At 56.9% G+C, this 24,579-nt stretch carries 22 protein-coding genes; 7 read left to right on the top strand and 15 right to left on the bottom strand.

The features are described from left to right. Positions 1-107: 107 nt before the first annotated feature. On the bottom strand, positions 108-2,681 hold the full coding sequence (locus QCD69_RS01085) for a DEAD/DEAH box helicase (RefSeq protein ID WP_301250707.1): 2,574 nt from the start codon (positions 2,679-2,681) through the stop codon (positions 108-110). A 320-nt stretch (positions 2,682-3,001) separates the two neighbouring features. Here QCD69_RS01085 and nrdD point away from each other — a divergent pair, with 320 nt between their 5' ends. Next, positions 3,002-5,137 (top strand): anaerobic ribonucleoside-triphosphate reductase, encoded by a 2,136-nt coding sequence (gene nrdD, locus QCD69_RS01090; protein ID WP_301250709.1) that lies wholly within the window; start codon positions 3,002-3,004, stop codon positions 5,135-5,137. After that, the gene (gene nrdG / locus QCD69_RS01095; protein WP_301250711.1) at positions 5,134-5,598 is read left to right on the top strand and encodes an anaerobic ribonucleoside-triphosphate reductase-activating protein; all 465 of its coding nucleotides are present in this window, start codon (positions 5,134-5,136) and stop codon (positions 5,596-5,598) included. Before nrdD ends, nrdG begins: the two co-directional genes overlap by 4 nt. Positions 5,599-5,771: 173 nt before the next feature. Here the strand turns inward: nrdG and QCD69_RS01100 are convergent, their stop codons facing one another. Beyond that, entirely contained in the window at positions 5,772-6,401 is a 630-nt protein-coding gene (locus QCD69_RS01100; RefSeq protein WP_253457958.1) for an NAD(P)H-binding protein, read from the bottom strand. A gap of 166 nt (positions 6,402-6,567) precedes the next feature. On the opposite strand from QCD69_RS01100, the gene QCD69_RS01105 reads away from it, so the two are divergent. Continuing rightward, a complete protein-coding gene (locus QCD69_RS01105) occupies positions 6,568-7,089 on the top strand; it encodes a type 1 glutamine amidotransferase domain-containing protein (protein WP_125287129.1) in 522 nt (173 codons plus the stop codon). 31 nt (positions 7,090-7,120) lie between these two features. Here QCD69_RS01105 and QCD69_RS01110 read toward each other — a convergent pair whose 3' ends face one another. Next, positions 7,121-7,549, bottom strand: a complete 429-nt coding sequence (locus QCD69_RS01110) for a YhbP family protein (protein ID WP_253457955.1) — start codon at positions 7,547-7,549, stop codon at positions 7,121-7,123. Between the two features lie 89 nt (positions 7,550-7,638). Between QCD69_RS01110 and QCD69_RS01115 the strand changes: the two genes are divergently transcribed. Further along, on the top strand, positions 7,639-7,944 hold the full coding sequence (locus tag QCD69_RS01115) for a GIY-YIG nuclease family protein (protein ID WP_253457952.1): 306 nt from the start codon (positions 7,639-7,641) through the stop codon (positions 7,942-7,944). On the opposite strand, the gene QCD69_RS01120 is transcribed toward QCD69_RS01115, so the two are convergent. Both QCD69_RS01120 and ubiT read right to left on the bottom strand, forming a co-directional pair. Then, positions 7,931-8,434 (bottom strand): GNAT family N-acetyltransferase, encoded by a 504-nt coding sequence (locus QCD69_RS01120; protein WP_253457949.1) that lies wholly within the window; start codon positions 8,432-8,434, stop codon positions 7,931-7,933. The genes QCD69_RS01115 and QCD69_RS01120 overlap by 14 nt on opposite strands. Beyond that, a complete protein-coding gene (ubiT, locus tag QCD69_RS01125) occupies positions 8,428-8,955 on the bottom strand; it encodes a ubiquinone anaerobic biosynthesis accessory factor UbiT (protein ID WP_301250714.1) in 528 nt (175 codons plus the stop codon). Before ubiT ends, QCD69_RS01120 begins: the two co-directional genes overlap by 7 nt. Before the next feature lie 224 nt (positions 8,956-9,179). Here ubiT and ubiU point away from each other — a divergent pair, with 224 nt between their 5' ends. From ubiU to QCD69_RS01140, 3 genes are all read left to right on the top strand, one after another. Then, complete coding sequence (gene ubiU / locus QCD69_RS01130; protein ID WP_253457943.1) at positions 9,180-10,175, top strand: ubiquinone anaerobic biosynthesis protein UbiU; 996 nt, start codon at positions 9,180-9,182, stop codon at positions 10,173-10,175. 8 nt (positions 10,176-10,183) lie between these two features. Next, complete coding sequence (locus QCD69_RS01135) at positions 10,184-11,062, top strand: U32 family peptidase (protein ID WP_301250715.1); 879 nt, start codon at positions 10,184-10,186, stop codon at positions 11,060-11,062. Between the two features lie 167 nt (positions 11,063-11,229). Then, a complete protein-coding gene (locus QCD69_RS01140) occupies positions 11,230-12,237 on the top strand; it encodes a luciferase-like monooxygenase (RefSeq protein ID WP_253457938.1) in 1,008 nt (335 codons plus the stop codon). 148 nt (positions 12,238-12,385) lie between these two features. Here the strand turns inward: QCD69_RS01140 and QCD69_RS01145 are convergent, their stop codons facing one another. The 10 genes from QCD69_RS01145 to rimP all read right to left on the bottom strand — a co-directional run bounded on the left by QCD69_RS01145 (position 12,386) and on the right by rimP (position 24,386). Continuing rightward, positions 12,386-14,290 (bottom strand): DEAD/DEAH family ATP-dependent RNA helicase, encoded by a 1,905-nt coding sequence (locus QCD69_RS01145; RefSeq protein WP_253457935.1) that lies wholly within the window; start codon positions 14,288-14,290, stop codon positions 12,386-12,388. A 16-nt stretch (positions 14,291-14,306) separates the two neighbouring features. Beyond that, complete coding sequence (gene yrbN, locus QCD69_RS22850; RefSeq protein WP_106382000.1) at positions 14,307-14,363, bottom strand: protein YrbN; 57 nt, start codon at positions 14,361-14,363, stop codon at positions 14,307-14,309. Between the two features lie 103 nt (positions 14,364-14,466). Continuing rightward, on the bottom strand, positions 14,467-15,351 hold the full coding sequence (gene nlpI / locus QCD69_RS01150) for a lipoprotein NlpI (RefSeq protein WP_253457932.1): 885 nt from the start codon (positions 15,349-15,351) through the stop codon (positions 14,467-14,469). Between the two features lie 124 nt (positions 15,352-15,475). Next, entirely contained in the window at positions 15,476-17,602 is a 2,127-nt protein-coding gene (pnp, locus tag QCD69_RS01155) for a polyribonucleotide nucleotidyltransferase (RefSeq protein WP_253457929.1), read from the bottom strand. 301 nt (positions 17,603-17,903) lie between these two features. Further along, on the bottom strand, positions 17,904-18,173 hold the full coding sequence (rpsO, locus tag QCD69_RS01160) for a 30S ribosomal protein S15 (RefSeq protein WP_125287118.1): 270 nt from the start codon (positions 18,171-18,173) through the stop codon (positions 17,904-17,906). Positions 18,174-18,250: 77 nt separating this feature from the next. Next, the gene (gene truB, locus QCD69_RS01165) at positions 18,251-19,225 is read right to left on the bottom strand and encodes a tRNA pseudouridine(55) synthase TruB (protein ID WP_301250717.1); all 975 of its coding nucleotides are present in this window, start codon (positions 19,223-19,225) and stop codon (positions 18,251-18,253) included. Further along, the gene (gene rbfA, locus QCD69_RS01170; RefSeq protein ID WP_125287116.1) at positions 19,225-19,626 is read right to left on the bottom strand and encodes a 30S ribosome-binding factor RbfA; all 402 of its coding nucleotides are present in this window, start codon (positions 19,624-19,626) and stop codon (positions 19,225-19,227) included. Before rbfA ends, truB begins: the two co-directional genes overlap by 1 nt. A gap of 65 nt (positions 19,627-19,691) precedes the next feature. After that, complete coding sequence (gene infB, locus QCD69_RS01175; RefSeq protein ID WP_253457923.1) at positions 19,692-22,379, bottom strand: translation initiation factor IF-2; 2,688 nt, start codon at positions 22,377-22,379, stop codon at positions 19,692-19,694. A 24-nt stretch (positions 22,380-22,403) separates the two neighbouring features. Beyond that, positions 22,404-23,909, bottom strand: a complete 1,506-nt coding sequence (gene nusA, locus QCD69_RS01180) for a transcription termination factor NusA (RefSeq protein WP_253457920.1) — start codon at positions 23,907-23,909, stop codon at positions 22,404-22,406. Positions 23,910-23,933: 24 nt separating this feature from the next. After that, positions 23,934-24,386 carry a ribosome maturation factor RimP gene (gene rimP / locus QCD69_RS01185; protein ID WP_148101243.1) on the bottom strand — a complete coding sequence of 151 codons (453 nt, stop codon included), beginning with the start codon at positions 24,384-24,386 and terminating at the stop codon, positions 23,934-23,936. Between the last annotated feature and the right edge of the window lie 193 nt (positions 24,387-24,579).

Below are 24,579 nucleotides of genomic sequence, written 5' to 3' on the forward strand. Positions count from 1 at the left end.
CGTAGCGCCGCGTTCGGCACAGTCATGACTGACGTTATCGGACATGGCATCTACAAACGTAACGCCACGTTCAGATCAGGCACGGCTGACGTTAGCAGATGCCGCATTTACAGCGGCGCAAACAGCGCGGTCAGGTCTTCGCTGGTAAAACTTGTTGTTTCGCTCAGGTCGTTTTCCAAAATCCCTTCGGCCAGCTCCGCTTTACGCTGCTGTAGCGCAACGATCTTTTCTTCAATACTGCCTGCGGCGATCAGCTTATAGACAAATACCGGCTTGTCCTGGCCCAGACGATAGGCGCGATCCGTAGCCTGATTCTCTGCCGCCGGATTCCACCAGGGATCGTAATGGATCACCGTATCGGCCGCCGTCAGGTTCAGGCCCACGCCGCCCGCCTTCAGGCTGATTAAAAACACCGGGACTTCGCCGTTCTGGAAGCGGCGTACCGGCTCGCTGCGATCGCGCGTGCTGCCGGTCAGGATCACGTAGGGAATACGCGCCTTCTGTAACTCTTCCGCAATCAGCGACAGCATGGTGGTGAACTGAGAGAAGATCAGGATACGGCGATCTTCCGCCAGCAGATCGCTGAGCATCTCCCGCAGCAGCGCCAGCTTGGCCGACTGTTTAACTCTGGTCGTTTTGTCGCTGTCGATCAGCCGTGGATCGCAGCAGATCTGCCGCAGCTTCAGCAGCGCATCCAGCACCAGCAGATGGCTGCGTCCCGCGCCCTGCTGCTCTACCGCCAGCTTTACGCGATCCTGCATTGCGCCGCGTACTTTTTCGTAAAGCTCGCGCTGCGCGCCTTCCAGCTCTACCGAACGCACAATGGTGTTCTTCGGCGGCAGCTCTTTCGCCACTTCCTGCTTGCGACGACGCAGCATAAAAGGCCGCACGCGCTTAGCCAGCAGCTCGCGCCTGACCCGATCGCCGTCGCGCTCAATGGGAATACGCCACTCCTGGGTAAAAGCTTTTTCGCTGCCCAGAAAACCGGGCAGCAGGAAATCAAACTGCGACCAAAGTTCACCCAGGTGGTTTTCCAGCGGCGTGCCGGTCAGGCAAAGCCGGTAGCGCGACTTTAACGTGCGGATCACCGAGGCGGCCCGCGACGCGCTGTTTTTCACGTACTGCGCCTCGTCCAGGATCAGCAGATGATAGCTGTGGCCCAGCAGCTGCGGCTGATCGCGCCACAGCAGCGAATAGGTGGTCAGCACCACGTCATAGTGCTCAATGCGATCGTAAAAGGATTTTCGCTGCGGCCCGGTCAGCGCCAGCATTTTTAACGTCGGCGCAAAGCGGCTGGCTTCCTGCATCCAGTTATACACCAGCGTGGTCGGCACCACGATCAGCGCCGGACGATCCAGCCTGCCCGCTTCTTTCTCCAGCAGCAGGTGCGCCAGCGTCTGAATGGTTTTTCCCAGCCCCATATCGTCGGCCAGCACGCCGGACAGATTATTGGCGCGCAGGAACTGCATCCAGCTGACGCCCTGGAGCTGATAGTCGCGCAGCCGGGCCTCAAGACCGGCAGGCGGCGCAACGGGCTGGATCCCTTTGCCCGCCCTCAGGCTCTCCGCCAGCTGCAGGACGCCGTTGTCGCCGTTAAACTGCCAGCGGCCCGTTTCGCTTAGCGCCGTCAGCCTGCCGGCCTCGTAAGGCGCGATACGCAGCGGTGCGGCTTCATCCTGCGCCAGCAGATCGGCCAGGCTGCCCACCAGCGTTTTCAGGCGACCGGCGCCAATATGCAGTCGTTCGTTACGTTCGCTGCGCAGCTCTACCGTTTCGTTATCGGCTATTACCGAAAGGTCGCTGGACAGCCAGCGGCGATCCTGACGGAACAGCCCCGCCAGCAGCGGCCGCATATTCACCTTATACGCACCGGTGTTGGCCTCTATCTCCAGCGCATACCAGCCATCCTGCTGCTGCACGGCGCGGCCATCGATGGCCGCAATTTCCGTAATGTTCCAGGTAAAATCATCGTCCACGCTGGTTTGCCAGCCGCGCTTGCGCAGGTCGGGAAGCACATGATGGATAACATCGCGCCACTGTTCGGGCATGTCCGGGGCGAAAATAGCAGGCGGCAGCGGCGCTGAATGCGGCGTATAGATATGGCCGGAAGGAATGGTCTGCAGCCCGGCAGCGTTAAGCTCGCTTAGCCAGCGCTGCTCCTGCTCCATCCGGCGGCTGACGCGGAAAAGCCTGCCGTGACGATCGGGAAAGTCTTCGCCGCTGCTGCCAGCTGGCACAAGAATACCGGCGTAGTCAAAATGCACCGCGGCAAAATCGAGCCGTTTCTGTCGATGTCCGTAACGGCCAAAACCGCTGATAAATTTCGCGCGCGATTCCAGCCGTAGCATGGGCTGCGGCTCGGCAGTCACCAGCGCGGGCGCGGAGGCGGCCTTGTTGACGGGCTGACGTTGCAGCCAGGCCAGCATGACCGCAGCCGCATGGCGGCAGTTGTTTTTAACCGGACAGGTGCATTCGCCGCTGGCGTGCAGTTTGCCCTGTGGCCGGCTGAAATGCACCATAACCTGAAAAGGTTCGATTTTTCTGCCGGGCACCTCGCCGGTCAACAGATTGTTCTGCCATTGCAGGTGCTGCGCTTTATCCACCAGCTCTTTTGCTCTGGCCACGGTGCGCGCGCCCAGCCAGCGGCTCACCTGTTTTTCGTTGTACGTTACAGAAGACATCAGTCTGTATCCCGGAATGGCCTGAGCAGATAACCGCTTTGCGTAACAGGCAATAATATGAAGTCCGGGCGGGTGATTGCAACTCCGGAAAGGCGCTGAACGTGCGAAAATCGATTAATCACGCTGCCTTCATCCTGCACAGAACGATTTTTGCGCGTTCGGAAAAATGGCCAGCGGCTTAAGTGTCTGACATTGCGTCACCCTTTTGCGATCTTTGTTCCAAATCAAAAACCAGGCGGTTAAATCGCAGGAAAGCACAACATATAGATACTATCATGCCACGCTATACCTATATGTAGATATTGAAACAGGGATACGCTATGGCTTCATTAGTGATTAAACGGGACGGCTGCCGCGCGCCTTTTGAGCAAGCACGCATTCTGGAGGCGATAAAAGGCGCGGCCAGCGCGGCGGCTATTCATGATGATGATTACTGCGCGCAGGTGACCGAACACATCTGTCGGCAGCTGACGCAGGAAGAAGTGGATATCCATGTTATTCAGAACACCGTCGAAAACGCGCTGATGGCCGGCCCCTATCCCGCGCTGGCCCGAACCTATATAGAATATCGTCACGACCGCGATATTGCCCGCGAGCTGCGCGGCAAGCTGAATAAGGCGATCCGTGGGCTGGTCGAGCAAAGCAACCCGGCGCTGCTGAACGAAAACGCCAATAAAGACAGTAAGGTGATCCCCACGCAGCGCGATCTGCTGGCCGGTATCGTAGCCAAACACTATGCCACCCAGCATATCCTGCCGCGCGACGTGGTGCTGGCTCACGAGCGCGGCGAAATTCACTATCACGACCTGGACTACTCGCCCTTCTTCCCGATGTTCAACTGCATGCTGATCGATCTTAAAGGCATGCTGACCCAGGGCTTTAAGATGGGCAACGCCGAGATAGAGCCGCCTAAATCGATCTCGACCGCTACCGCCGTGACCGCGCAGATTATCGCTCAGGTTGCCAGCCATATTTATGGCGGCACCACTATTAACCGGATTGACGAGGTGCTGGCGCCTTTTGTCGAGGCAAGCCGGGAAAAACATCGGCAGGCGGCGCGTAAATGGCAAATTGCCGATGTGGAAGCCTACGCGCAGAGCTGCACGGAGAAGGAGTGCTTCGACGCCTTCCAGTCGCTGGAGTATGAGGTGAATACGCTGCATACCGCCAACGGCCAGACGCCTTTTGTGACCTTTGGCTTCGGCCTTGGCACCAGCTGGGCGGCACGGCTGGTGCAGCAGTCCATTTTGCGCAACCGCATTGCCGGGCTGGGGAAAAACCATAAAACGGCGGTGTTCCCCAAGCTGGTCTTCGCCATCAAAGAGGGGCTGAACCGCTCGCCGGGCGACGCCAATTACGATATCAAACAGCTGGCGCTGGAGTGCGCCAGCAAGCGCATGTATCCCGATATCCTTAATTATGAGCAGGTGGTGAAAGTGACCGGCTCGTTTAAAACGCCGATGGGCTGCCGCAGCTTCCTGGGCGTGTGGGAAGAGAACGGCGAACAGGTGCATGAAGGGCGTAATAATATCGGCGTGATTAGCCTGAATCTGCCGCGCATCGCGCTGGAGGCGGCGGGTGATGAAGCTCGCTTTTGGGATCTGCTGGACAGCCGTCTGCGGCTGGCGAAAAAAGCGCTGATGACCCGTATCGCCAGGCTGGAAAACGTCAAAGCGCGCGTGGCACCGATCCTCTATATGGAAGGCGCCTGCGGCGTGCGGCTGAAGGCAGACGATAACGTGGCGGAAATTTTCAGACACGGACGCGCTTCGATCTCGCTGGGCTATATCGGCATTCATGAAACCATTAACGCCCTGAGCGGCGGCAAAACCCATCTTTACGATGATGCGGAGCTGCGGCGCAAGGCGCTGGCTATCGTCAGCCGCCTGCGCGAAACGGTCGAGGCCTGGAAAGAGGAAACCGGCTACGGCTTCAGCCTTTACAGCACGCCAAGCGAGAACCTGTGCGACCGCTTCTGCCGTCTGGATCGCGCGCAGTTCGGCATCGTCAAAGGCGTGACCGACAAAGGCTACTACACCAACAGCTTTCATCTTGACGTCGAGAAGAAGGTTAACCCCTACGACAAAATCGATTTCGAAGCGGCCTATCCGCCGCTCGCCAACGGCGGTTTTATCTGTTACGGCGAATATCCCAATATCCAGCATAACCTGAAGGCGCTGGAGGATGTCTGGGACTACAGCTACAGCCGCGTGCCCTATTACGGCACCAATACCCCGATCGACGAATGCTACGAGTGCGGCTTTACCGGAGAGTTTGACTGCACCAGCAAGGGCTTTACCTGCCCCAAATGCGGCAACCACGATCCTGAACGCGTTTCCGTCACCCGGCGCGTCTGCGGCTATCTGGGCAGCCCGGACGCGCGGCCGTTCAACGCCGGCAAGCAGGAGGAAGTGAAGCGCCGCGTTAAGCATCTGGCCGCAGGCCAGCTGGGGTGAATATTCATCAATATTACCCGGTCGATATCGTTAACGGGCCGGGTACGCGCTGCACGCTGTTCGTGGCCGGCTGCGAGCACCAGTGCGTCGGCTGCTATAACAAAAGCACCTGGCGGCTCAATTCCGGCTATCCCTTTACCGTGCAAATGGAAGAGCAGCTGATTGCCGATCTGAACGATACGCGCATCCCGCGCCAGGGTCTGTCGCTGTCGGGCGGCGATCCGCTGCATCCGGCTAACGTGGCCGATATTTACCGGCTGGTACAACGGGTGCGTCGCGACTGTGCGGGAAAAGATATCTGGCTGTGGACGGGCTACTGTCTGGCGGAACTGAGCGCAGAACAGCGCCGTGTGGTAGAGCTGCTCGACGTGCTGGTGGACGGTAAATTTATTGAGGCGCTGCGCGATCCGGCGCTGCGCTGGCGAGGCAGCAGCAATCAGGTTATCCACTATCTGCGCTAAGGACGGCGCGGCTTGCTTATCCCGTTCGCCTTTCCCGGCACGGCTAAATCTTATTTACCGACGCGGGCGGGACGCTGTAAATATCGAACTGACCGCTCCATGCGGAGCAGCTACTCACAGTGTTTGCAGATCGCCGACGCAGCGGTCACATTACTATGTCGTTTCGGTCGCGCTTACCGCGCGCGCGGGATCGCTGACGACTCGATGACGGTGACCTCCTGCCGTGCTGGCGCAAAAGCTTCGCGCAGCATCACGGCGGCGACGTCTCTGGCGGCAACGGCGCGCCAGTTGCCCGGCAGCAGACGAAACAGCGGCGCCATCAGCGACTCGCCCGCGCGGCTGTTTTCTCTTTCGCCCAGCAGCAGCGACGGCCGGATTAAGGTCAGGCGCGGCCAGCCCTGCTTTTGCAGCGCGTTCTCCATTTCGCCCTTCACCCGATTGTAGAAGAAAGGCGAATGCATATTTGCGCCATGCGCGCTGACCACCAGCAGATGTTTGGCGCCGAGCCGCTGACCGGCAATGGCCGTATCCACCACCAGCGCATAGTCGACGTGGATAAAGGCCGCCTTGCTGCCCGCCTCGCGCCGCGTGGTGCCCAGACAGCAAAAGACAATATCCAGCGGCGTTTGCAGCGGGCCCAGCACGTCGGTGAGATCGGCCTCCACCAGGTTAGTTACCTTGTTCATCTCCGGCAGCTTACGTCTTGTTGGCGCCACGATCTCGCTGACGCGCGGATCGTCAATCAGCAGGCGCAGAAGATGTTGTCCCACCAGGCCGGTCGCGCCGGTAATCAGTACTCTCATCCGTTTCTCCTTTTTACTGAGTGTAGCCTTCGCCTCCCAAAGCGGTTAGCGGCAGCTAACTCCCCCCTGTAATCAGTAACATGCAGCGCATTACTTCGACGCGGCTTGATTTTTCAGTGTTTTCAACCAGGCTTAACTGACTTCACAATAATAACCGGAGGAAAAGATGAGCAAGAAGATTGCTGTCCTGATCACTGATGAATTCGAAGACTCCGAATTTACTTCGCCAGCCGAAGCCTATACCAAAGCTGGCCACCAGGTTGTGACTATTGATAAAAAAGCGGGCGTCACCGTCACGGGCAAGCAGGGTAAAGCCCAGGTGAAGATCGATAAAGATATCGACCATGTAAACGTGGACGACTTCGACGCGCTGCTGCTGCCGGGCGGTCATTCGCCGGATAGCCTGCGCGGCGACGATCGCTTTGTAAACTTCACCAAAGCCTTTGTGGATGCCGGTAAGCCGATCTTCGCTATCTGCCACGGCCCACAGCTGCTGATTAGCGCCAACGCCACGCGAGGCCGCAAAATGACCTCGGTGAAGGCTATCGCTATCGATCTGAAAAATGCCGGTGCCGACTTCTACGACAAAGAAGTGGTGGTGGACAACGACAAGCTGGTCACCAGCCGTACGCCGGACGATCTGCCTGCGTTCAACCGTGAATCGCTGCGCATTCTCGAAACCGTTTGAGAGTAGCGGCCAGGTTCGCCTGGCCGTTCTTTTATTCCCGCCGCCAGCTCAGCTTTTTGCCAAATCCCAACGCGTTATCCACCATTTTCAGCTCGCTGACGGCGATTTCCCAAAGGGGCGCTGAAGCTGCCGCCGCGACCGGAAATCGTTTGATATAGGCCCTACGTGCTTTCTCTTCTGCCGCCCCCGTCAACAGGCTGACCTGCCCCGTATACTGCACGCCTTTGATTAACATCACCGACTTCGGCTGGCCGTTAATCGTGCCTGCAACCTGCGGATCGCGGACAAACTGGCTGCCGTGACGCGTTTTCTCCTCCGTCATCAGCCAGAACGCAACGTTCTCTGCATCAAAGACATAAAAACAGTTGGCGCACCAGACGGGGCTACCGCCGCACACCGACAGCACATGCTGCTTTTGTAAATAGCGGGTGATGGCCTGTAACGGCTCTGGTTCGGACATGATGACTCCCTGAAAACTACGCAAAAAACCTTTCGCGCCGTGCGCGAGCTGATAAACTTTCGGCCACGACTGGCGACGGGCAATAACGGATGGCAACACAGGCAACAGCGCCCTGGCACCTTTATATCGTGCAGACAGCAGGCGGCGCGCTCTATACCGGCATTACTAATGATGTGCCGCGACGCTTTAAGCAGCATCAGGCGGGCACGGGCGCGAAGGCGCTGCGCGGCAAAGGGCCGCTGACGCTGCTGTTTCACTGCGAAGCGGGCGACCGCGCCAGCGCCTCCAGGCTGGAATACCGGATAAAGCAGCTGAAACGGCAGGAAAAAATCAGGCTGGTGACACACCAGCCTGTTTCACTTGAAGCCTGGCTGACCGATCTTACTGGCGGTTAAACGGCGCCGCGAAATCGATCTGGCCTTCCACGCCGCTAAAAGCATCATCCGCCAGCTTGTAGACCTGGAAAGCGGCTTCACCGCCCTGCCAGCGGCAGCGTAGCTGATGGCGGGCGGCCGGTTCAAAACCGTAGCGCCCGTAATAGTCGGGATCGCCCACCACCACTACGGCGGCGTAGCCGAACTCGTTAAGCGTATCCAGCCCTTCGTAAATCAGCTGCTTGTCTAACGGCTGGTCGCGTACGCTTTCATCCACCACCAGCGGCGCCAGGCCTACCCACTGCTTGTCTTCGCCATTCAGGGTGACCGGGCTGAAGGCAGCATAGCCCAGCACCTGTCCTTCATCATCGGTCGCCACAATGCCCAGCGTCAGTAAGCCATCTTCACGCAGCTGCTGTACCAGCTCCGCCTCTGCGGAGGTGGGAAAGCTGCGGCGCAACAAACTGTCTATGCTGGCCGCATCGACGCCGATTTCCGTACGAATTAACATGTTACACCTGCGCGATCTGCTGTCGCAGCCGCGTCCTCAGTCAGTCCTGCCTCAATAAAATCAGCCAGCTGCATCAATCCGATTCGCAGCGGCTTCGGCATAGTCTCAAGCTCGATAGCATCCATCAGATTTTTGACTTCCAGCCCCAGCTCGGTATCGCCTTCAATCACCAGCCGACGCTGAAAAAACAGCGTATCCGGATCGCGCCGACGCGCCGCCACCAGCAGCAGGTCGTTGACGTCGCCGCGAAACCACACATCCGCCTCGGCCCGATCGGCCACCCGTAACGCGCCCTGCTCAACGGTGGTTGCCCAACTCAGCCCCAGATCGCGGATTTCAACACCTAACCAGTGCCCCTGCAAAAAGTTTAACTCACCTTCCGCCAGTGCATAGTGAAATTGCCAGCTCAGCAGCTGCTGCAAAAAATGTTTTTTAGCGGCAAAGGGGGCAAATTGTAGCGGCAGACGCAGCCACTGCGGGCCTTTGCGAACCAGCTGCGCGCGTAACGGGTTAAGCACCATTATCACTCCTTCAGATAAAATTTCAGCTATTTTGCCATATTGCAGGATCCTGTAAGGCAGATGGATCAACAAAGTGCGCAAACCTTGCCGGCTTCGTCATAAAAATTATGGCGATCGTTACGCTTTTCACTGCCCTGCATCAAAAAATGGCACGGTGGAGAAGCGTAAACTTCTTTGTTCTCTTGCTTACGGGATCTTATATGGAACTGCTTTGTCCTGCCGGTATGGAACTGCTTTGTCCTGCCGGCAATCTACCGGCCCTGAAGGCGGCCATCGCCAGCGGCGCAGATGCTGTCTACGTTGGGCTGAAAGATGATACCAACGCCCGTCATTTCGCCGGCCTTAACTTCACGGCAAAACGGCTGGAAGAGGCCGCTCGCTACGTTCATCAGCATAGACGCAAACTGCATGTTGCGATTAATACTTTCGCCCATCCATCCGGCTATGCCCGCTGGGAAAATGCCATAGACAGCGCGGCCGACGCGGGCGTGGACGCACTGATCCTGGCCGATATCGCCATGCTGGAATACGCAGCAAGCCGCTATCCTCACATCGAGCGACACGTTTCCGTGCAGGCTTCGGCCACCAACAGCGAAGCGATAAAATTCTATCAGCGCCATTTTGACGTTGCGCGCGTAGTGCTGCCGCGCGTGCTTTCCGTGCATCAGGTTCGCCAGCTTGCCCGCACGTCGCCCGTGCCGCTGGAAGTGTTCGCTTTCGGCAGCCTGTGCATTATGGCCGAAGGTCGCTGCTACCTCTCTTCCTGGCTGACCGGTGAGTCGCCTAATACCGTAGGCGCCTGCTCGCCCGCCCGTTTTGTTCGCTGGCAGCAAACGCCAGACGGGCTGGAATCCCGCCTGAATAACGTGCTGATTGACCGCTACGGCGCTCAGGAAAACGCCGGCTACCCTACGCTGTGCAAAGGCCGTTATAAGGTGGAGCAGACGGCTTACCACACGCTGGAGGAGCCGACCAGCCTGAACACGCTTGAGCTGCTTCCCACGCTGCTGGGCATGAATATCGCCTCGGTGAAAATCGAAGGCCGTCAGCGCAGCCCGGCCTATGTGCAGCAGGTGACGCAAATCTGGCGACAGGCAATCGATCGCTGCAAGGCCGATCCGCAGAATTTTGCCGTGCAGCAGCACTGGATGGCCGCGCTCAGCGCCCTGAGCGAAGGGACGCAAACCACGCTGGGTGCTTATCATCGTCAATGGCAGTAGGAAAAATCATGAAGTATGCGTTAGGGCCGGTGCTTTGGTACTGGCCGAAAGAAGATCTGTTCGCTTTCTACCAGGCCGCCGCCGCCAGCCAGGCGGACATTATCTATCTGGGCGAGGCGGTGTGCAGCAAACGCCGCGCCGTTAAATTTGCCGACTGGATGGCGCTGGCGAAAGAACTGGTCGGCGCGGGCAAGCAGGTTGCGCTAAGCACGCTGGCGCTGGTTGAGTCGCCTTCCGAGCTGACCGAGCTGAAGCGCTATGTCGATAACGGCGAATTTCTGATTGAAGCCAACGATATGGGCACGGTGCATATGGCCGCGGAAGCGGGCCTGCCTTTTGTCGCCGGTCATGCGCTGAACTGTTATAACGCCATGACGCTGCGCCTGCTGCATAAGCTGGGTATGGTGCGCTGGTGTATGCCGGTCGAGCTTTCGCGCGACTGGCTCTGCGCGCTGTTAGCCCAGTGCGAAGAGCTGGGGATCCGCGGCCGATTCGACGTAGAGGTGCTGGGGTACGGCTATCTGCCGCTGGCGCTCTCCGCCCGCTGCTTTACCGCCCGCGCAGAAGATCGCAGCAAAGACGATTGCCAGACCTGTTGTATTAACTACCCTCACGGCAGAGCGGTGCGCTCTCAGGAAGATCAGCAGGTGTTTGTGCTGAACGGTATCCAGACCATGAGCGGCTACTGCTATAATTTGGGGAACGATCTGGTTTCCATGCAGGGATTGGTGGACATTGTCCGTTTCTCACCGCAGGGAACCGACACGCTGGAAGTGATAAATGCCTTTCACGCTAATGAAACGGGCCATGCGCCGTTAACGCTGATTGACCAGCAGCACTGCAACGGCTACTGGCGGCAAATGGCCGGTCTGACGCTGGTGGAGTAACGCGCCGTCGGCCAGCCGCCATTTCGTTTAGCGCAGTAGAGGCACACTTATCTTTCTTCACGTCCCGGGCTCGCGTAAAGTGCTGCAAATTGCCAATCCGCTTCCCTGAAGATCGCTTAGGCTGTGTATTTGCGCAGGCGCGTAGCCTGGAAATAAAGTGAGCGATTATGTCTGATAAAAAAACTGCCTCTCTGTCCGTGCTCGATCTGGCCCCGATCCCTCAGGGCGCGACCGCGCGTGACGCTTTTCATACCTCGCTGGCGATGGCGCAGCAGGCGGAACAACTGGGTTTCAACCGCTACTGGCTGGCTGAACACCACAATATGACCGGCATCGCCAGCGCGGCGACGTCGGTGCTGATCGGCTATCTTGCCGCTAATACCAGCACGCTACGGCTCGGCTCCGGCGGCGTGATGCTGCCAAACCACGCGCCGCTGGTGATTGCGGAGCAGTTCGGTACGCTGGAATCTCTCTATCCGGGACGCATTGATTTAGGCCTGGGACGCGCGCCCGGCTCCGATCAGCGCACCATGATGGCGCTACGTCGGCATATGGGCGGTCACGTGGATAACTTCCCGGCCGACGTGGCGGAGATAGTCGGCTGGTTCGACGCCGAACAGGGCGAGGCGCCTGCCGTTCAGCCGGTGCCGGGCCTGGGCCTGAAAATCCCCGTCTGGCTGCTTGGCTCCAGCCTTTACAGCGCCCAACTCGCGGCGAAGCTGGGCCTGCCGTTCGCTTTCGCCTCGCATTTTGCGCCCGAGATGCTGTTCCAGGCGCTGCACCTTTATCGCGAAAACTTTAAGCCTTCGGCTCGCCTGGCGCAGCCGCACGCGATGGTTTGCGTTAACGTGGTCGCCGCCGACAGCGAGCGCGATGCCCGTTTCCTGTTTACCTCCATGCAGCAGCAGTTCGTCAATCTGCGTCGCGGTCAGCCGGGCCCGCTGCCTGCGCCGGTGGAAAATATGGATAACCTGTGGTCGCCTTCCGAGCAGTATGGCGTGCAGCAGGCGTTAAGCATGTCGATTGTCGGCGATCTGGATAAAGTGCGTCACGGCCTGTCTGCACTGATGCGGGAAACCCAGGCGGATGAAATCATGGTAAACGGCCAGATTTTTGATAAAGAGGCGCGGCTGCGCTCGTTTGCGCTGGCCATGGAAGCCTACCGCTCGCTGTAACAAAAATGGCGGGGGAAGCCATTCCCTCGCCCGCTGTTAAAACGATTCCCGCCTGACGTACTCGCCCCGCTGCAACTATTCGCTTTCTTAAAGGCAAAAAAAATGCCGGTCACTTTTCAGTGACCGGCATCAGACTGGCTAGCAGTGATTAGGCATCACGACGACGAGTCGGCGCTGCGCCGTCTTCACGACGTGGTGCACGACCGTCACGGCTGAAGCCGCCCGGACGACGCTCGCCGCTACCGCTGCGCTCGTTGCTGAAACGACGACCGCCTTCGCTACGTCCGCCTTCGCTACGCGCGCCGCCGAAACCGCCGCGACCTGGCGCACCGCTACCGCGACGCTCACCGCCACGATCGTTGCTGCGAGGCTGCGCATCACCAATCAGCTGCATATTCATCGGCTTGTTCAGAATACGCGTGCGGGTGAAATGAGACAGAATGTCGCCCGGCATGCCTTTTGGCAGTTCGATAGTTGAGTGCGTACCAAACAGCTTGATGTTGCCGATGTAGCGGCTGCTGATATCGCCTTCGTTAGCGATAGCGCCAACGATATGACGAACTTCAACGCCGTCATCACGACCCACTTCGATACGGTAAACTTCCATATCGCCAACGTCACGACGTTCACGACGTGGACGATCGCCATCACGGGCTTCGCGAGGACCACGGTCCGGACGGTCGCCGCGACGATCGTCACGCTCTTTGAACTCACGACGCGGACGTGGAGCCGGATCTGCCGGTACGATCAGCGGACGTTCGCCCTGCGCCATTTTCAGCAGCGCGGCAGCCAGCGTTTCGATATCCAGCTCTTCTTCCGCAGGCTGCATTTTGCTCAGCAGCGCACGGTACTGTTCCAGATCGCTGCTTTCCAGCTGCTGCTGAACTTTAGCGGCAAACTTGGCCAGACGACGCTGACCCAGCAGCTCTGCGTTTGGCAGCTCTACTTCAGGAATAGTCAGCTTCATGGTGCGTTCGATGTTACGCAGCAGACGACGCTCGCGGTTCTCAACGAACAGCAGCGCACGGCCGGCACGACCTGCACGACCGGTACGGCCGATACGGTGAACGTAAGATTCGGCATCCATTGGGATGTCGTAGTTCACAACCAGGCTGATACGCTCAACGTCCAGACCACGTGCCGCTACGTCGGTAGCGATCAGAATATCCAGACGGCCGTCTTTCAGACGCTCCAGGGTCTGCTCACGCAGCGCCTGATTCATATCGCCGTTCAGGGCCGCACTGTTATAACCGCTGCGCTCCAGCGCTTCGGCCACTTCCAGCGTGGCGTTTTTGGTGCGCACGAAGATAATCGCCGCATCAAAATCTTCCGACTCCAGGAAGCGTACCAGCGCGTCGGTCTTACGACCGTAAGCGGTCCAGTAGCTCTGGCTGATATCAGGACGCGTGGTCAGGCTTGACTGAATACGCACTTCCTGTGGATCTTTCATGAAGCGTTTGGTGATACGACGAATCGCTTCTGGCATGGTGGCAGAGAACAGCGCGGTCTGATGATCGGCCGGGATCTGCGCCATAATCGTTTCAACGTCTTCGATGAAGCCCATACGCAGCATTTCATCGGCTTCGTCCAGCACCAGGCCGCGCAGGTTAGAAAGGTCTAACGTGCCGCGTTTCAGGTGGTCCAGCAGACGACCAGGCGTACCCACAACAACCTGTGGACCCTGGCGCAGCGCACGCAGCTGTACGTCGTAACGCTGGCCGCCGTAAAGGGCCACTACGTTAAGACCGCGCATGTGTTTAGAGAATTCAGTTACGGCTTCCGCAACCTGAACCGCCAACTCACGAGTTGGTGCCAGCACCAGGATTTGTGGCGCTTTCAGGTTGCTGTCAATGTTGTGTAGCAGTGGCAGCGAGAACGCTGCGGTTTTGCCGCTACCGGTCTGTGCCATACCCAATACGTCACGGCCCGCCAGCAGATGTGGGATACACTCTGCCTGGATCGGAGATGGCTTAACATAGCCCATGCCGTTAAGTGATTCGAGGATGGATTCGTTCAGACCCAGGTCAGCAAAAGTGGTTTCAATTTCAGTCATGTAGTACACGTGCCTCTTAGATTGCGGCGGCCAGTCTACATAACTCGTCGTGAAAACATTCAGTCATTTTCATCAAAAAGTGTGAACCGGCTCAAATTAGTGGTTTCGACGAACAAGAAAGCCCTCACCCGTGAAGATGATGACATTTCAAAAATCAGGCAAAAAAAGTTCGTCAGCTATTGCTGGTCAGATTCTGATAAATCGTCTTGTGTCTGGCCGAGTAGCGCCAGCTCCAACAATGCATATCGGTGCTCAACAAAGTTATGGACGTTGTTGGCAACCGTCAGCTTGAACAACGCTTCTGCGTTGTCCTTCTCCCCCAGACTTAGGTAGTGCTTACCTAAATAGAAGTTGGTTTCACTGAGATGTTCAGCGAGCGAGGTGTTATCCGTTGCGTCCGCCTTGAGCCTCTCCATCAGCGTTTTTTCGCTGATACGGCCCAGGTAGAACTCGACAATATTCCATCCCCATTGGTCTCTGTCCGCCTTATCGTAACGCTGCTTCAGCGCCACTTCTGCCTTGTCGGCGCTCATCTCACGTTCATCGAGATAGAGCCACAGGCTGCGGAAAGGATCGTTAGGATCGTCTTGATAAAACGCCAGCAGATCATCTTGCGCTAGTTTAAATCTTCCACCGTAGTAGAGTGCGATTCCGCGATTTAAACGCGCGTAATTGTAAGTTGGATCAAGCTCAAGTACAGAATCAAACGCTTCGTAGGCAGCATCAAAATTGCCTGCCTGCGTCAGATATATGCCTAAGTAATTGAATACTTCCGGCATATCCGGTCTGACAGACAGCGCTTGTGAAAAATCATTTCGCGCCAGTGCTCTCAAACCTAAACTATCATACAACACTCCGCGCTCATATAACAGCTGTGCGCGTTCATCATCGGTTAATGCCCGACTGGCAAGTATTTGTTCCATGCGCGCCAGGATCACTTCCTGCTGCAACGTAGGCTGTAGCGGAACAGCCAAAACCTCGTTGTTACGCCAATCCGGGTTGCTGCATCCTGCCAGCGTTAAAGCTGTCGCAACGAAACACCAGCGCAAAAAAGGCTTCATTCACCACTCCCAAATACAAACAATGGGATGATCATCCTTTCATCCGCCTGCCGTGCACAAGGTGTCGTCCTGTCCTCGCGATGGAACAGCTCTTCGCGTCGCCGCGAAGAGCTTAGTGTGCTGCTTATTCTGCTGAAGCTTCTGGCGCAGGCGCCGCAGCCGCTTCCGGCTCGGCCGCTTCCTTGATGCTCAGGCGCACGCGGCCCTGACGATCAACTTCCAGAACTTTCACCGGGACTTCCTGACCCATCTGCAGATAGTCAGTGACTTTCTCAACGCGCTTGTCGGCGATTTGAGAAATGTGCACCAGACCCTCTTTACCGCCGCCGATAGCGACGAAGGCGCCGAAGTCGACGATGCGGGTCACTTTACCGTTGTAAATGCGGCCCACTTCGATTTCTGCCGTGATCTCTTCGATACGGCGGATAGCGAACTTCGCTTTGTCACCGTCGGTCGCAGCGATTTTCACGGTGCCATCATCTTCGATTTCGATGGTGGTGCCGGTCTCTTCGGTCAGCGCACGAATAACAGAACCGCCTTTACCGATCACGTCTTTGATCTTGTCCGGGCTGATCTTGATGGTATGGATGCGCGGAGCAAACTGCGAGATATCGCCGCGTGGCGTGCTGATAGCCTGTTCCATTACGCCCAGGATATGCAGACGCGCGCCTTTAGCCTGGTTCAGCGCCACCTGCATGATTTCGCGGGTGATGCCTTCGATTTTGATGTCCATCTGCAGCGCGGTAATGCCTTCACGGCTACCGGCTACTTTGAAGTCCATGTCGCCCAGGTGATCTTCATCGCCCAGGATATCTGACAGCACGACAAAGTTATCGTTGTCTTTAACCAGACCCATCGCGATACCGGCTACGGCCGCTTTGATCGGCACGCCCGCGTCCATCAGCGCCAGTGAAGCGCCGCATACGGAAGCCATAGACGATGAACCGTTGGATTCGGTGATTTCTGACACTACACGTACGGTGTACGGGAACGCGTCGCCTTTCGGCATTACGGCCAGCACGCCGCGCTTCGCCAGACGACCGTGACCAATTTCACGACGCTTAGGCGAGCCAACCATACCGGTTTCACCCACGGAGTACGGAGGGAAGTTGTAGTGGAACAGGAAGTTGTCGGTGCGTTCACCCATCAACTCGTCCAGGTTCTGTGCGTCACGCGCGGTGCCCAGCGTCGCCGTTACCAGCGCCTGAGTTTCGCCACGGGTAAACAGCGCGGAGCCGTGAGTACGCGGCAGCACGCCGGTGCGCACGTCCAGACCACGGATCATATCTTTTTCACGACCGTCGATACGCGGCTCACCACGCAGAATGCGGCTACGCACCACGTTCTTTTCCAGACCGTGCAGGATATCGCTGATTTCGCCTTCGTCCAGGCTTGCGTCTTCCGCCAGCAGCGCCGCTGTGGTTTCAGATTTGATCACGTCAACCTGAGCGTAACGCTCCTGTTTTTCGGTGATGCGGTAAGCGTCGCTCAGACGGGATTCGGCCAGCGCGGCGATGCGGCTGTTCAGCGCTTCGTTAACCGCTTCCGGCTGCCATTCCCAGCGAGGTTTGCCCGCTTCGGCAACCAGTGCCTTAATGTTTTCGATAACAACCTGCTGCTGCTCGTGGCCAAATACCACGGCGCCCAGCATCTGATCTTCGCTCAGCAGTTCCGCTTCGGATTCCACCATCAGCACGGCACCTTCGGTACCAGCAACAACCAGATCCAGCTTGCTTTCTTTCAGCTCGTCGGTGGTTGGGTTCAGCACGTACTGGTCGTTGATGTAACCCACGCGGGCAGAGCCGATTGGGCCGTTGAAAGGAATACCGGACAGGCTCAGCGCGGCAGAAGCGCCGATCATCGCTACGATATCAGGGTTAACCTGTGGGTTAACGGAAACCACGGTGGCAATCACCTGGACTTCGTTAACAAAACCTTCCGGGAACAGCGGACGAAGCGGGCGGTCAATCAGACGCGCAATCAGCGTTTCGCCTTCGCTTGGACGGCCTTCACGACGGAAGAAGCTGCCCGGGATACGACCAGCAGCGTAGGTACGCTCCTGATAGTTGATGGTCAGAGGGAAAAAGTCCTGACCCGGCTTGGCTTTTTTCTGGCCAACTACGGTTACAAATACAGCGGTGTCGTCCATGCTGACCATAACGGCAGCGGTGGCCTGACGAGCCATCATACCGGTTTCAAGCGTGACGGTATGCTGACCATACTGGAATTTTTTTACGATCGGATTCAGCAAAATAATGTCCTTAACGTTCCTGGCAAGAGCTTTCTCCTGCCGTGACTCTTAAATCTTCATTGCATCCTCGCGACTAATGACAACCCTAATCCCTTATGGGACAAAGCCTCTCATTAGCCGCGCGAATCTCTGCAACTGAAGATCACACTCAGCAACAATACAATAGTTTGGCCTGGATTGCTGCCGCCCGACTGAAAAAAGGGGCCATAAAGGCCCCTTTTTAGCGAAACTCGCACAAATCTGCCTTTTTCCCCCTTTTCCTTCGTCGGACGACGAAAGCGAGGAGAGCAGACTGTAAGACTTAGCGACGCAGACCCAGACGCTCGATCAGGCTGGTGTAACGTGCAACGTCTTTACGCTTCAGGTAATCCAGCAGCTTACGACGCTGTGAAACCATGCGCAGCAGACCGCGACGGCTGTGGTGGTCTTTTTTGTGCTCAGAGAAGTGACCCTGCAGATGGTTAATCTGAGCGGTCAGCAGAGCAACCTGAACTTCGGTAGAACCACTGTCGTTAGCATCACGGCCGTAATCAGCAACGATCTGCGCTTTGTTTTCTGCACTTAGAGACATTTTACTACTCCAAATTTTAAGATAAATGTACAGGCGCCGATCTCTAATTCAGCCACCCAATGTAAAGCCGCGCCATTCTACTCTGAGCCTGAGGCTTTCGCAAATGATGCATCGGAATATTCTACAACCAGCCGACGCGGCGCAACGCGGCCATCTTCCGCCACTTCCGCCATGCCGATAAACTGACGCGCCTCGCCTTCCGTGACGCGCACCAGCCCCGAGTCCGGCACGTTCGCCGCCTGCACCGGCATGCCCTGTTTGAAGTAAGCCGCCGCGCTGACAGGCAGGTTCACCTCAGGATAAGCCGCCGCCGGGCTGTCCATCGGCATCAGCAACGGGTCGAGCAGCTCTGCCGCCGGACGCTCGTTACGCGCGGCCTCTTCGCTAAGCGCCTGCAGCTGCTCCAGCGTGACCATTGCGTCGATCGGATAGGTCGCGACCTGCAAACGACGCAGGAAAATCACGTGCGCACCGCAGCCCAGCATTTCGCCTAAATCGTCCGTAATGGTGCGGATGTAAGTGCCTTTTGAGCAGTGAATTTCCAGCTCCAGCTCGTCGCCTTCAAGGCGAATAAATTTTAGTTCGTAAACGGTAATGCTGCGTGCTTCACGCGGGACTTCAATGCCTTCACGCGCATATTCATAGAGCTTGCGCCCCTGATACTTGAGCGCCGAATACATTGACGGCACCTGCTGCGTTTCGCCACGAAAGTTATCCAGCGCGGCGTCAAGCTGCGCCTGCGTGAAGTTCACCGGTCGTTCGCTGATGATCTGACCGTCCGCATCCGAAGTATCGGTACGCTGGCCTAACCGCGCGATCACGCGATAGCGCTTGTCGGAATCGAGCAGATAGCGGGAAAACTTCGTCGCTTCGCCCAGGCATATTGGCAGCATACCGGTCGCCAGCGGATCGAGCGCGCCCGTATGGCCCGCGCGGTTGGCGTTAAACAGCCGCTTAACTTTTTGCAGCGCGTCGTTAGACGACAGGCCGCCGGGCTTGTCCAGCAGCAGGACACCGTGAATATCGCGTCCGCGACGACGAGGACGACTCATTACTCCTCCTTGTCGTCTTCCGCAGGGCCACGGCGCTCGGCGTCGTTGCGAACCACGTTAGTGACAAGGTTAGACATGCGCATCCCTTCAACCAGCGAGTTGTCGTAGAAGAAGGTCAGTTCAGGCACGATACGCAGGCGCATCGCTTTGCCCAGCAGGGAGCGGATATAGCCGGAAGCGTCGCCCAGCGCGCGCAGGCCGCCTTTGATGGCGTCTTCGTCTTTATCGTTTAAAAAGGTAACGAACACTTTTGCATAGGCCAGGTCGCGGGAAACTTCCACGCCGGAAACCGTGACCATCATGCCCAGACGCGGATCTTTGATCTCACGCTGTAAAATAATCGCGATCTCTTTCTGCAGTTCCTGGGAGACGCGCTGCGGGCGACCGAATTCTTTCGCCATAATTATTCTCTCCAAATAAATACGGGAGGCGCAAAGGCCTCCCGAACAGGTTGGTCAGGCAACCATTAAGCGATGGTACGCTGGATTTCGATGATCTCGAAGACTTCGATCATATCGCCAACGCGCACATCGTTGTAGTTCTTCACGCCGATACCACATTCCATGCCGTTACGGACTTCGTTAACGTCATCCTTGAAGCGGCGCAGGGATTCCAGCTCGCCTTCATAGATAACCACGTTGTCGCGCAGCACGCGGATTGGGTTGTGACGCTTGATGTTGCCTTCCGTCACCATACAGCCGGCAACCGCGCCAAACTTAGGTGATTTGAACACGTCACGCACTTCGGCCAGGCCGGTGATCTGGTGCTTGTATTCCGGCGCCAGCATACCGCTCATCGCCTGCTTCACTTCGTCAATCAGGTTATAGATGACGGAGTAGTAACGCAGATCCAGGCTTTCTGAATCGATCACGCGGCGCGCAGACGCGTCGGCACGAACGTTAAAGCCTACCAGGATGGCGTTGGAAGCCGCAGCCAGCGTGGCGTCGGTCTCGGTGATACCACCTACGCCGGAGCCAACGATTTTCACTTTCACTTCGTCAGTGGAAAGCTTCATCAGCGAGTCGGCGATAGCTTCGACAGAACCCTGTACGTCCGCTTTCAGCACGATGTTCAGCTCGGAAACTTCGCCTTCGGTCATGTTAGCAAACATGTTCTCCAGCTTGGATTTCTGCTGACGCGCCAGCTTAACTTCACGGAATTTGCCCTGACGATAGAGCGCCACTTCACGCGCTTTCTTCTCGTCACGCACCACGGTCGCTTCATCACCGGCAGCAGGAACGCCTGACAGGCCCAGGATTTCGACCGGGATCGAAGGACCCGCAGTCAGCACTTCGCGGCCCAGCTCGTCACGCATCGCACGCACACGGCCATACTCGAAGCCGCACAGCACGATATCGCCTTTGTTCAGCGTACCTTCACGTACCAGCACGGTAGCAACAGGGCCGCGACCTTTATCCAGGAAGGATTCGATCACGACGCCGCTGGCCATACCCTGACGAACAGCGGTCAGCTCCAGGACTTCAGCCTGCAGCAGGATAGCGTTCAGCAGGTCGTCGATACCGGTTCCGGCTTTCGCGGAAACGTTAACGAACATGTTCTCGCCGCCCCACTCTTCCGGAATGATACCGTACTGAGTCAGTTCGTTTTTAACGCGATCCGGATCGGCTTCTGGCTTATCGCACTTGTTCACCGCAACCACAACCGGCACTTTCGCCGCTTTGGCGTGCTGGATAGCTTCGATGGTCTGTGGCATCACGCCGTCATCGGCGGCGACAACCAGGATAACGATATCCGTTGCCTGAGCACCACGAGCACGCATTGCGGTAAACGCGGCGTGGCCAGGGGTATCCAGGAAGGTCACCATACCGTTGTCGGTTTCGACGTGGTAAGCACCGATGTGCTGGGTAATGCCGCCCGCTTCGCCAGAGGCGACTTTAGTGGAGCGAATGTAGTCCAGCAGTGAGGTTTTACCGTGGTCAACGTGGCCCATGATGGTCACGACCGGCGCACGGGATTCCATGGCCGCATCGGTATCACGATCGCTCATTACCGCTTCTTCCAGCTCGTTCTCGCGGCGCAGCGTCACTTTGTGACCCATCTCTTCCGCGACCATCTGGGCAGTTTCCTGATCGATAACCTGGTTGATGGTGGCCATAGCGCCCATTTTCATCATCGCTTTGATGACCTGGGAGCCTTTCACCGCCATCTTGTTAGCCAGTTCCGCTACGGTGATGGTTTCACCGATAACCACGTCACGGTTAACAGCCTGAGCCGGCTTGTTGAAGCCCTGCTGCAGCGTACTCTTACGCTTGCCGCCTTTACCGCCACGGAATTGCGCACGCGCTTCTTCACGGTCGGTTTTCGCTTCGGAATGCTTGTTGCCTTTCTTACGCTGTGGGGCTTTAGCCGGACGAGCAGCGCGAGTGCGGCGATCGCCTTCAACCTGCGCATCGTTCTCGTCTTCTGCCGCACGGGCGTGGGTAGAGGTGGTCACGTGATAGTCAGAAGTGTCTTCCACTTCTTTCTCCGCTTCCGCCCATTCTGAACCTTTTTCTTCCGCCATTTTACGGGCCTCTTCCGCTACGCGCTTCGCTTCTTCTTCGATCTTGCGACGCGCTTCTTCTTCAGCTTTACGCTTCAGTTCAGCGGCTTCCGCTTCACGACGGGCTTTATCAGACTGTTGATTGCGGGTCATATCGTCGGTTTGTTGGTTGCTCACTTTGTCTTTTTCCGCTGCTTCACGCCTGGCTTTCTCTGCCGCCTCACGTTTAGCCTGCTCCTCGGCTTCACGCTGCGCTTTTTCTTGAGCTTCGCGCTGGGCTTTTTCTTCAGCCTCGCGACGAGCCATTTCTTCCGCTTCGCGCTGTGCCTGCTCTTCTGCTTCTGCCTGAGCGGCTTCTGCAGGATCGCCTTTTACATAGGTGCGTTTTTTGCGGACTTCGATTTGCACCGATTTACTTTTACCGCCGGTGCCCGGAATATTCAAGGTGCTGCGCGTTTTGCGCTGTAAGGTCAGTTTACCAGAACCGCCATTGTTGTCGCGATTCAGGTGCGTCAGGAGCGTCTCTTTTTCCTGCTGGGTCACAGAGTCGGTTTCAGACTTGCGGATCCCTGCATCAGCAAATTGCTGTACCAGGCGTTCTACCGGTGTCTGAATCTCTGCCGCCAGCGATTTTACAGTTACATCTGTCATGCTGTTCCTTCCTGCTACAGTTTATTACGCGTCGTCGCCGAACCAGCAGATATTTCGTGCAGCCATAATCAGCTCGCCGGCCCTTTCGTCGTTCAGGCCTTCAATATCTGTCAGATCGTCAACACCCTGCTCGGCAAGATCTTCCAGCGTGCAAACGCCAATCGCTGCCAGCTTAAATGCCAGCTCACGGTCAAGACCTTCCAGGTTCAGCAGATCTTCTGCCGGCTGTTTGTCGCCCAGACTCTCGGCTTTTTCCAGAGCAAGGGTGGTTAACGCATTTTTCGCACGATCGCGCAGCGCTTCTACTGTCTCTTCATCCAGACCGTCGATTTCCAACAGCTCGTTGATAGGCACGTATGCCAGCTCTTCCAGAGAAGAGAAGCCTTCTTCAACCAGCACGGTTGCGAAATCTTCATCAATATCGAGATGTTTGGTAAAGACGTCGATGGCAGCGTGGGCTTCAGCCTGGTGCTTGGCCTGCAGATCGTCGACCGTCATCACGTTCAGCTCCCAGCCACTCAGCTGCGAAGCCAGACGCACGTTTTGGCCGTTACGGCCAATCGCCTGAGCCAGATTTCCGGCTTCTACGGCGATATCCATGGTGTGATTATCTTCATCCACCACGATAGAGGCGACGTCCGCCGGGGCCATCGCATTGATCACGAACTGCGCAGGATTGTCATCCCACAGCACGATATCAATACGTTCGCCACCCAGCTCGCTGGACACCGCCTGAACTCGCGCACCGCGCATACCCACGCAGGCGCCGACCGGGTCGATACGCTTGTCGTTGGTTTTTACGGCGATCTTGGCACGGGAGCCTGGATCGCGCGCGGCAGCTTTAATCTCAATCACTTCTTCAGCAATTTCCGGCACTTCAATGCGGAACAGTTCGATTAGCATCTCCGGTTTGGAGCGCGTAACGAACAGCTGTGCACCACGCGCTTCCGGCCGTACTGCATAGAGTACGCCGCGGATGCGGTCGCCCGGACGGAAGTTTTCACGCGGCAGCATATCTTCACGAATGATTACCGCTTCCGCATTGGTATTAGAACCATCGGTTGGGCGCACTTCGAGAGAGATGTTGTCGCGGTTCACTTTCTTCACGACGCCGGTGATGATCTCACCTTCCTGCTCGCGGAACTGGTCAACGACCATCGCGCGTTCTGCCTCGCGCACTTTCTGCACGATAACCTGTTTTGCCGTCTGCGTGGTGATACGGTCAAAGGTGACAGATTCGATCTGATCTTCAACATAATCGCCCAGATTCAGCGATTCGTCTTCGAATCGCGCGGCATCCAGGGTGATTTCACGCGTTGGCATGGTGACTTCGTCAACAATGACCCAGCGGCGAAACGTGTCAAAATCGCCGCTTTTGCGATCGATGCTGACGCGGACGTCGATTTCCTGCTCGTACTTTTTCTTGGTAGCCGTGGACAGCGCGCTCTCCAGCGCTTCGAAAATCTTCTCGCGCGGGAGGGATTTCTCGTTCGATACTGCCTCGACTACAGCTAAGATTTCTTTGTTCATCCTGGTATGCCTCAATCCGGACTTTTAAAAGTGGGGAACCAGGTTCGCCTTCTGGATGTTACTCAGCGCGAACACTTCGTCGTTACCCTCAACGGCAACGGTTACCATTTCACCATCTACGGATTTAATGATTCCCTGCCACTTGCGGCGGTTCTGTACGGCCATACGCAGCACCAGGCTTACTTCCTCGCCGGTGAATCGCGCGTAGTGCTCTGCGGTAAAGAGTGGGCGCTCAAGGCCTGGCGAGGAGACTTCAAGGTTATAAGCCACGGTGATGGGATCTTCAACATCAAACACCGCGCTGACCTGGTGGCTGACATCAGCACAATCATCAACATTGATGCCATCTTCACTATCAATATAGATGCGCAGCGTAGATGTGCGACCGCGAACGAACTCAATGCCAACCAGCTCGTAGCCCAGCGCTTCTACCGGTGCCGTAATCAGCTCTGTTAATTTTTGCTCTAATGTGGACAATCCCACCCCCAAGACATAAAAAAAGGGCTTAATAGCCCAGTATGCTGTTTCCTGATAACAAAAAACCCCGATAAATCGGGGCTTTATGCGACTGGACCCTGTACGCCATAAATGGCGGTTCGGCACAATCCATAGAATTTTTTTCAAAATTCGCTGTTAGCGCCGTGCAATGCATACAGTATATTTGAAAAAG

Origin of the sequence: Erwinia sp. PsM31, assembly GCF_030433775.1 — a bacterium.
GTDB classification, from domain to species: domain Bacteria; phylum Pseudomonadota; class Gammaproteobacteria; order Enterobacterales; family Enterobacteriaceae; genus Erwinia; species Erwinia aeris.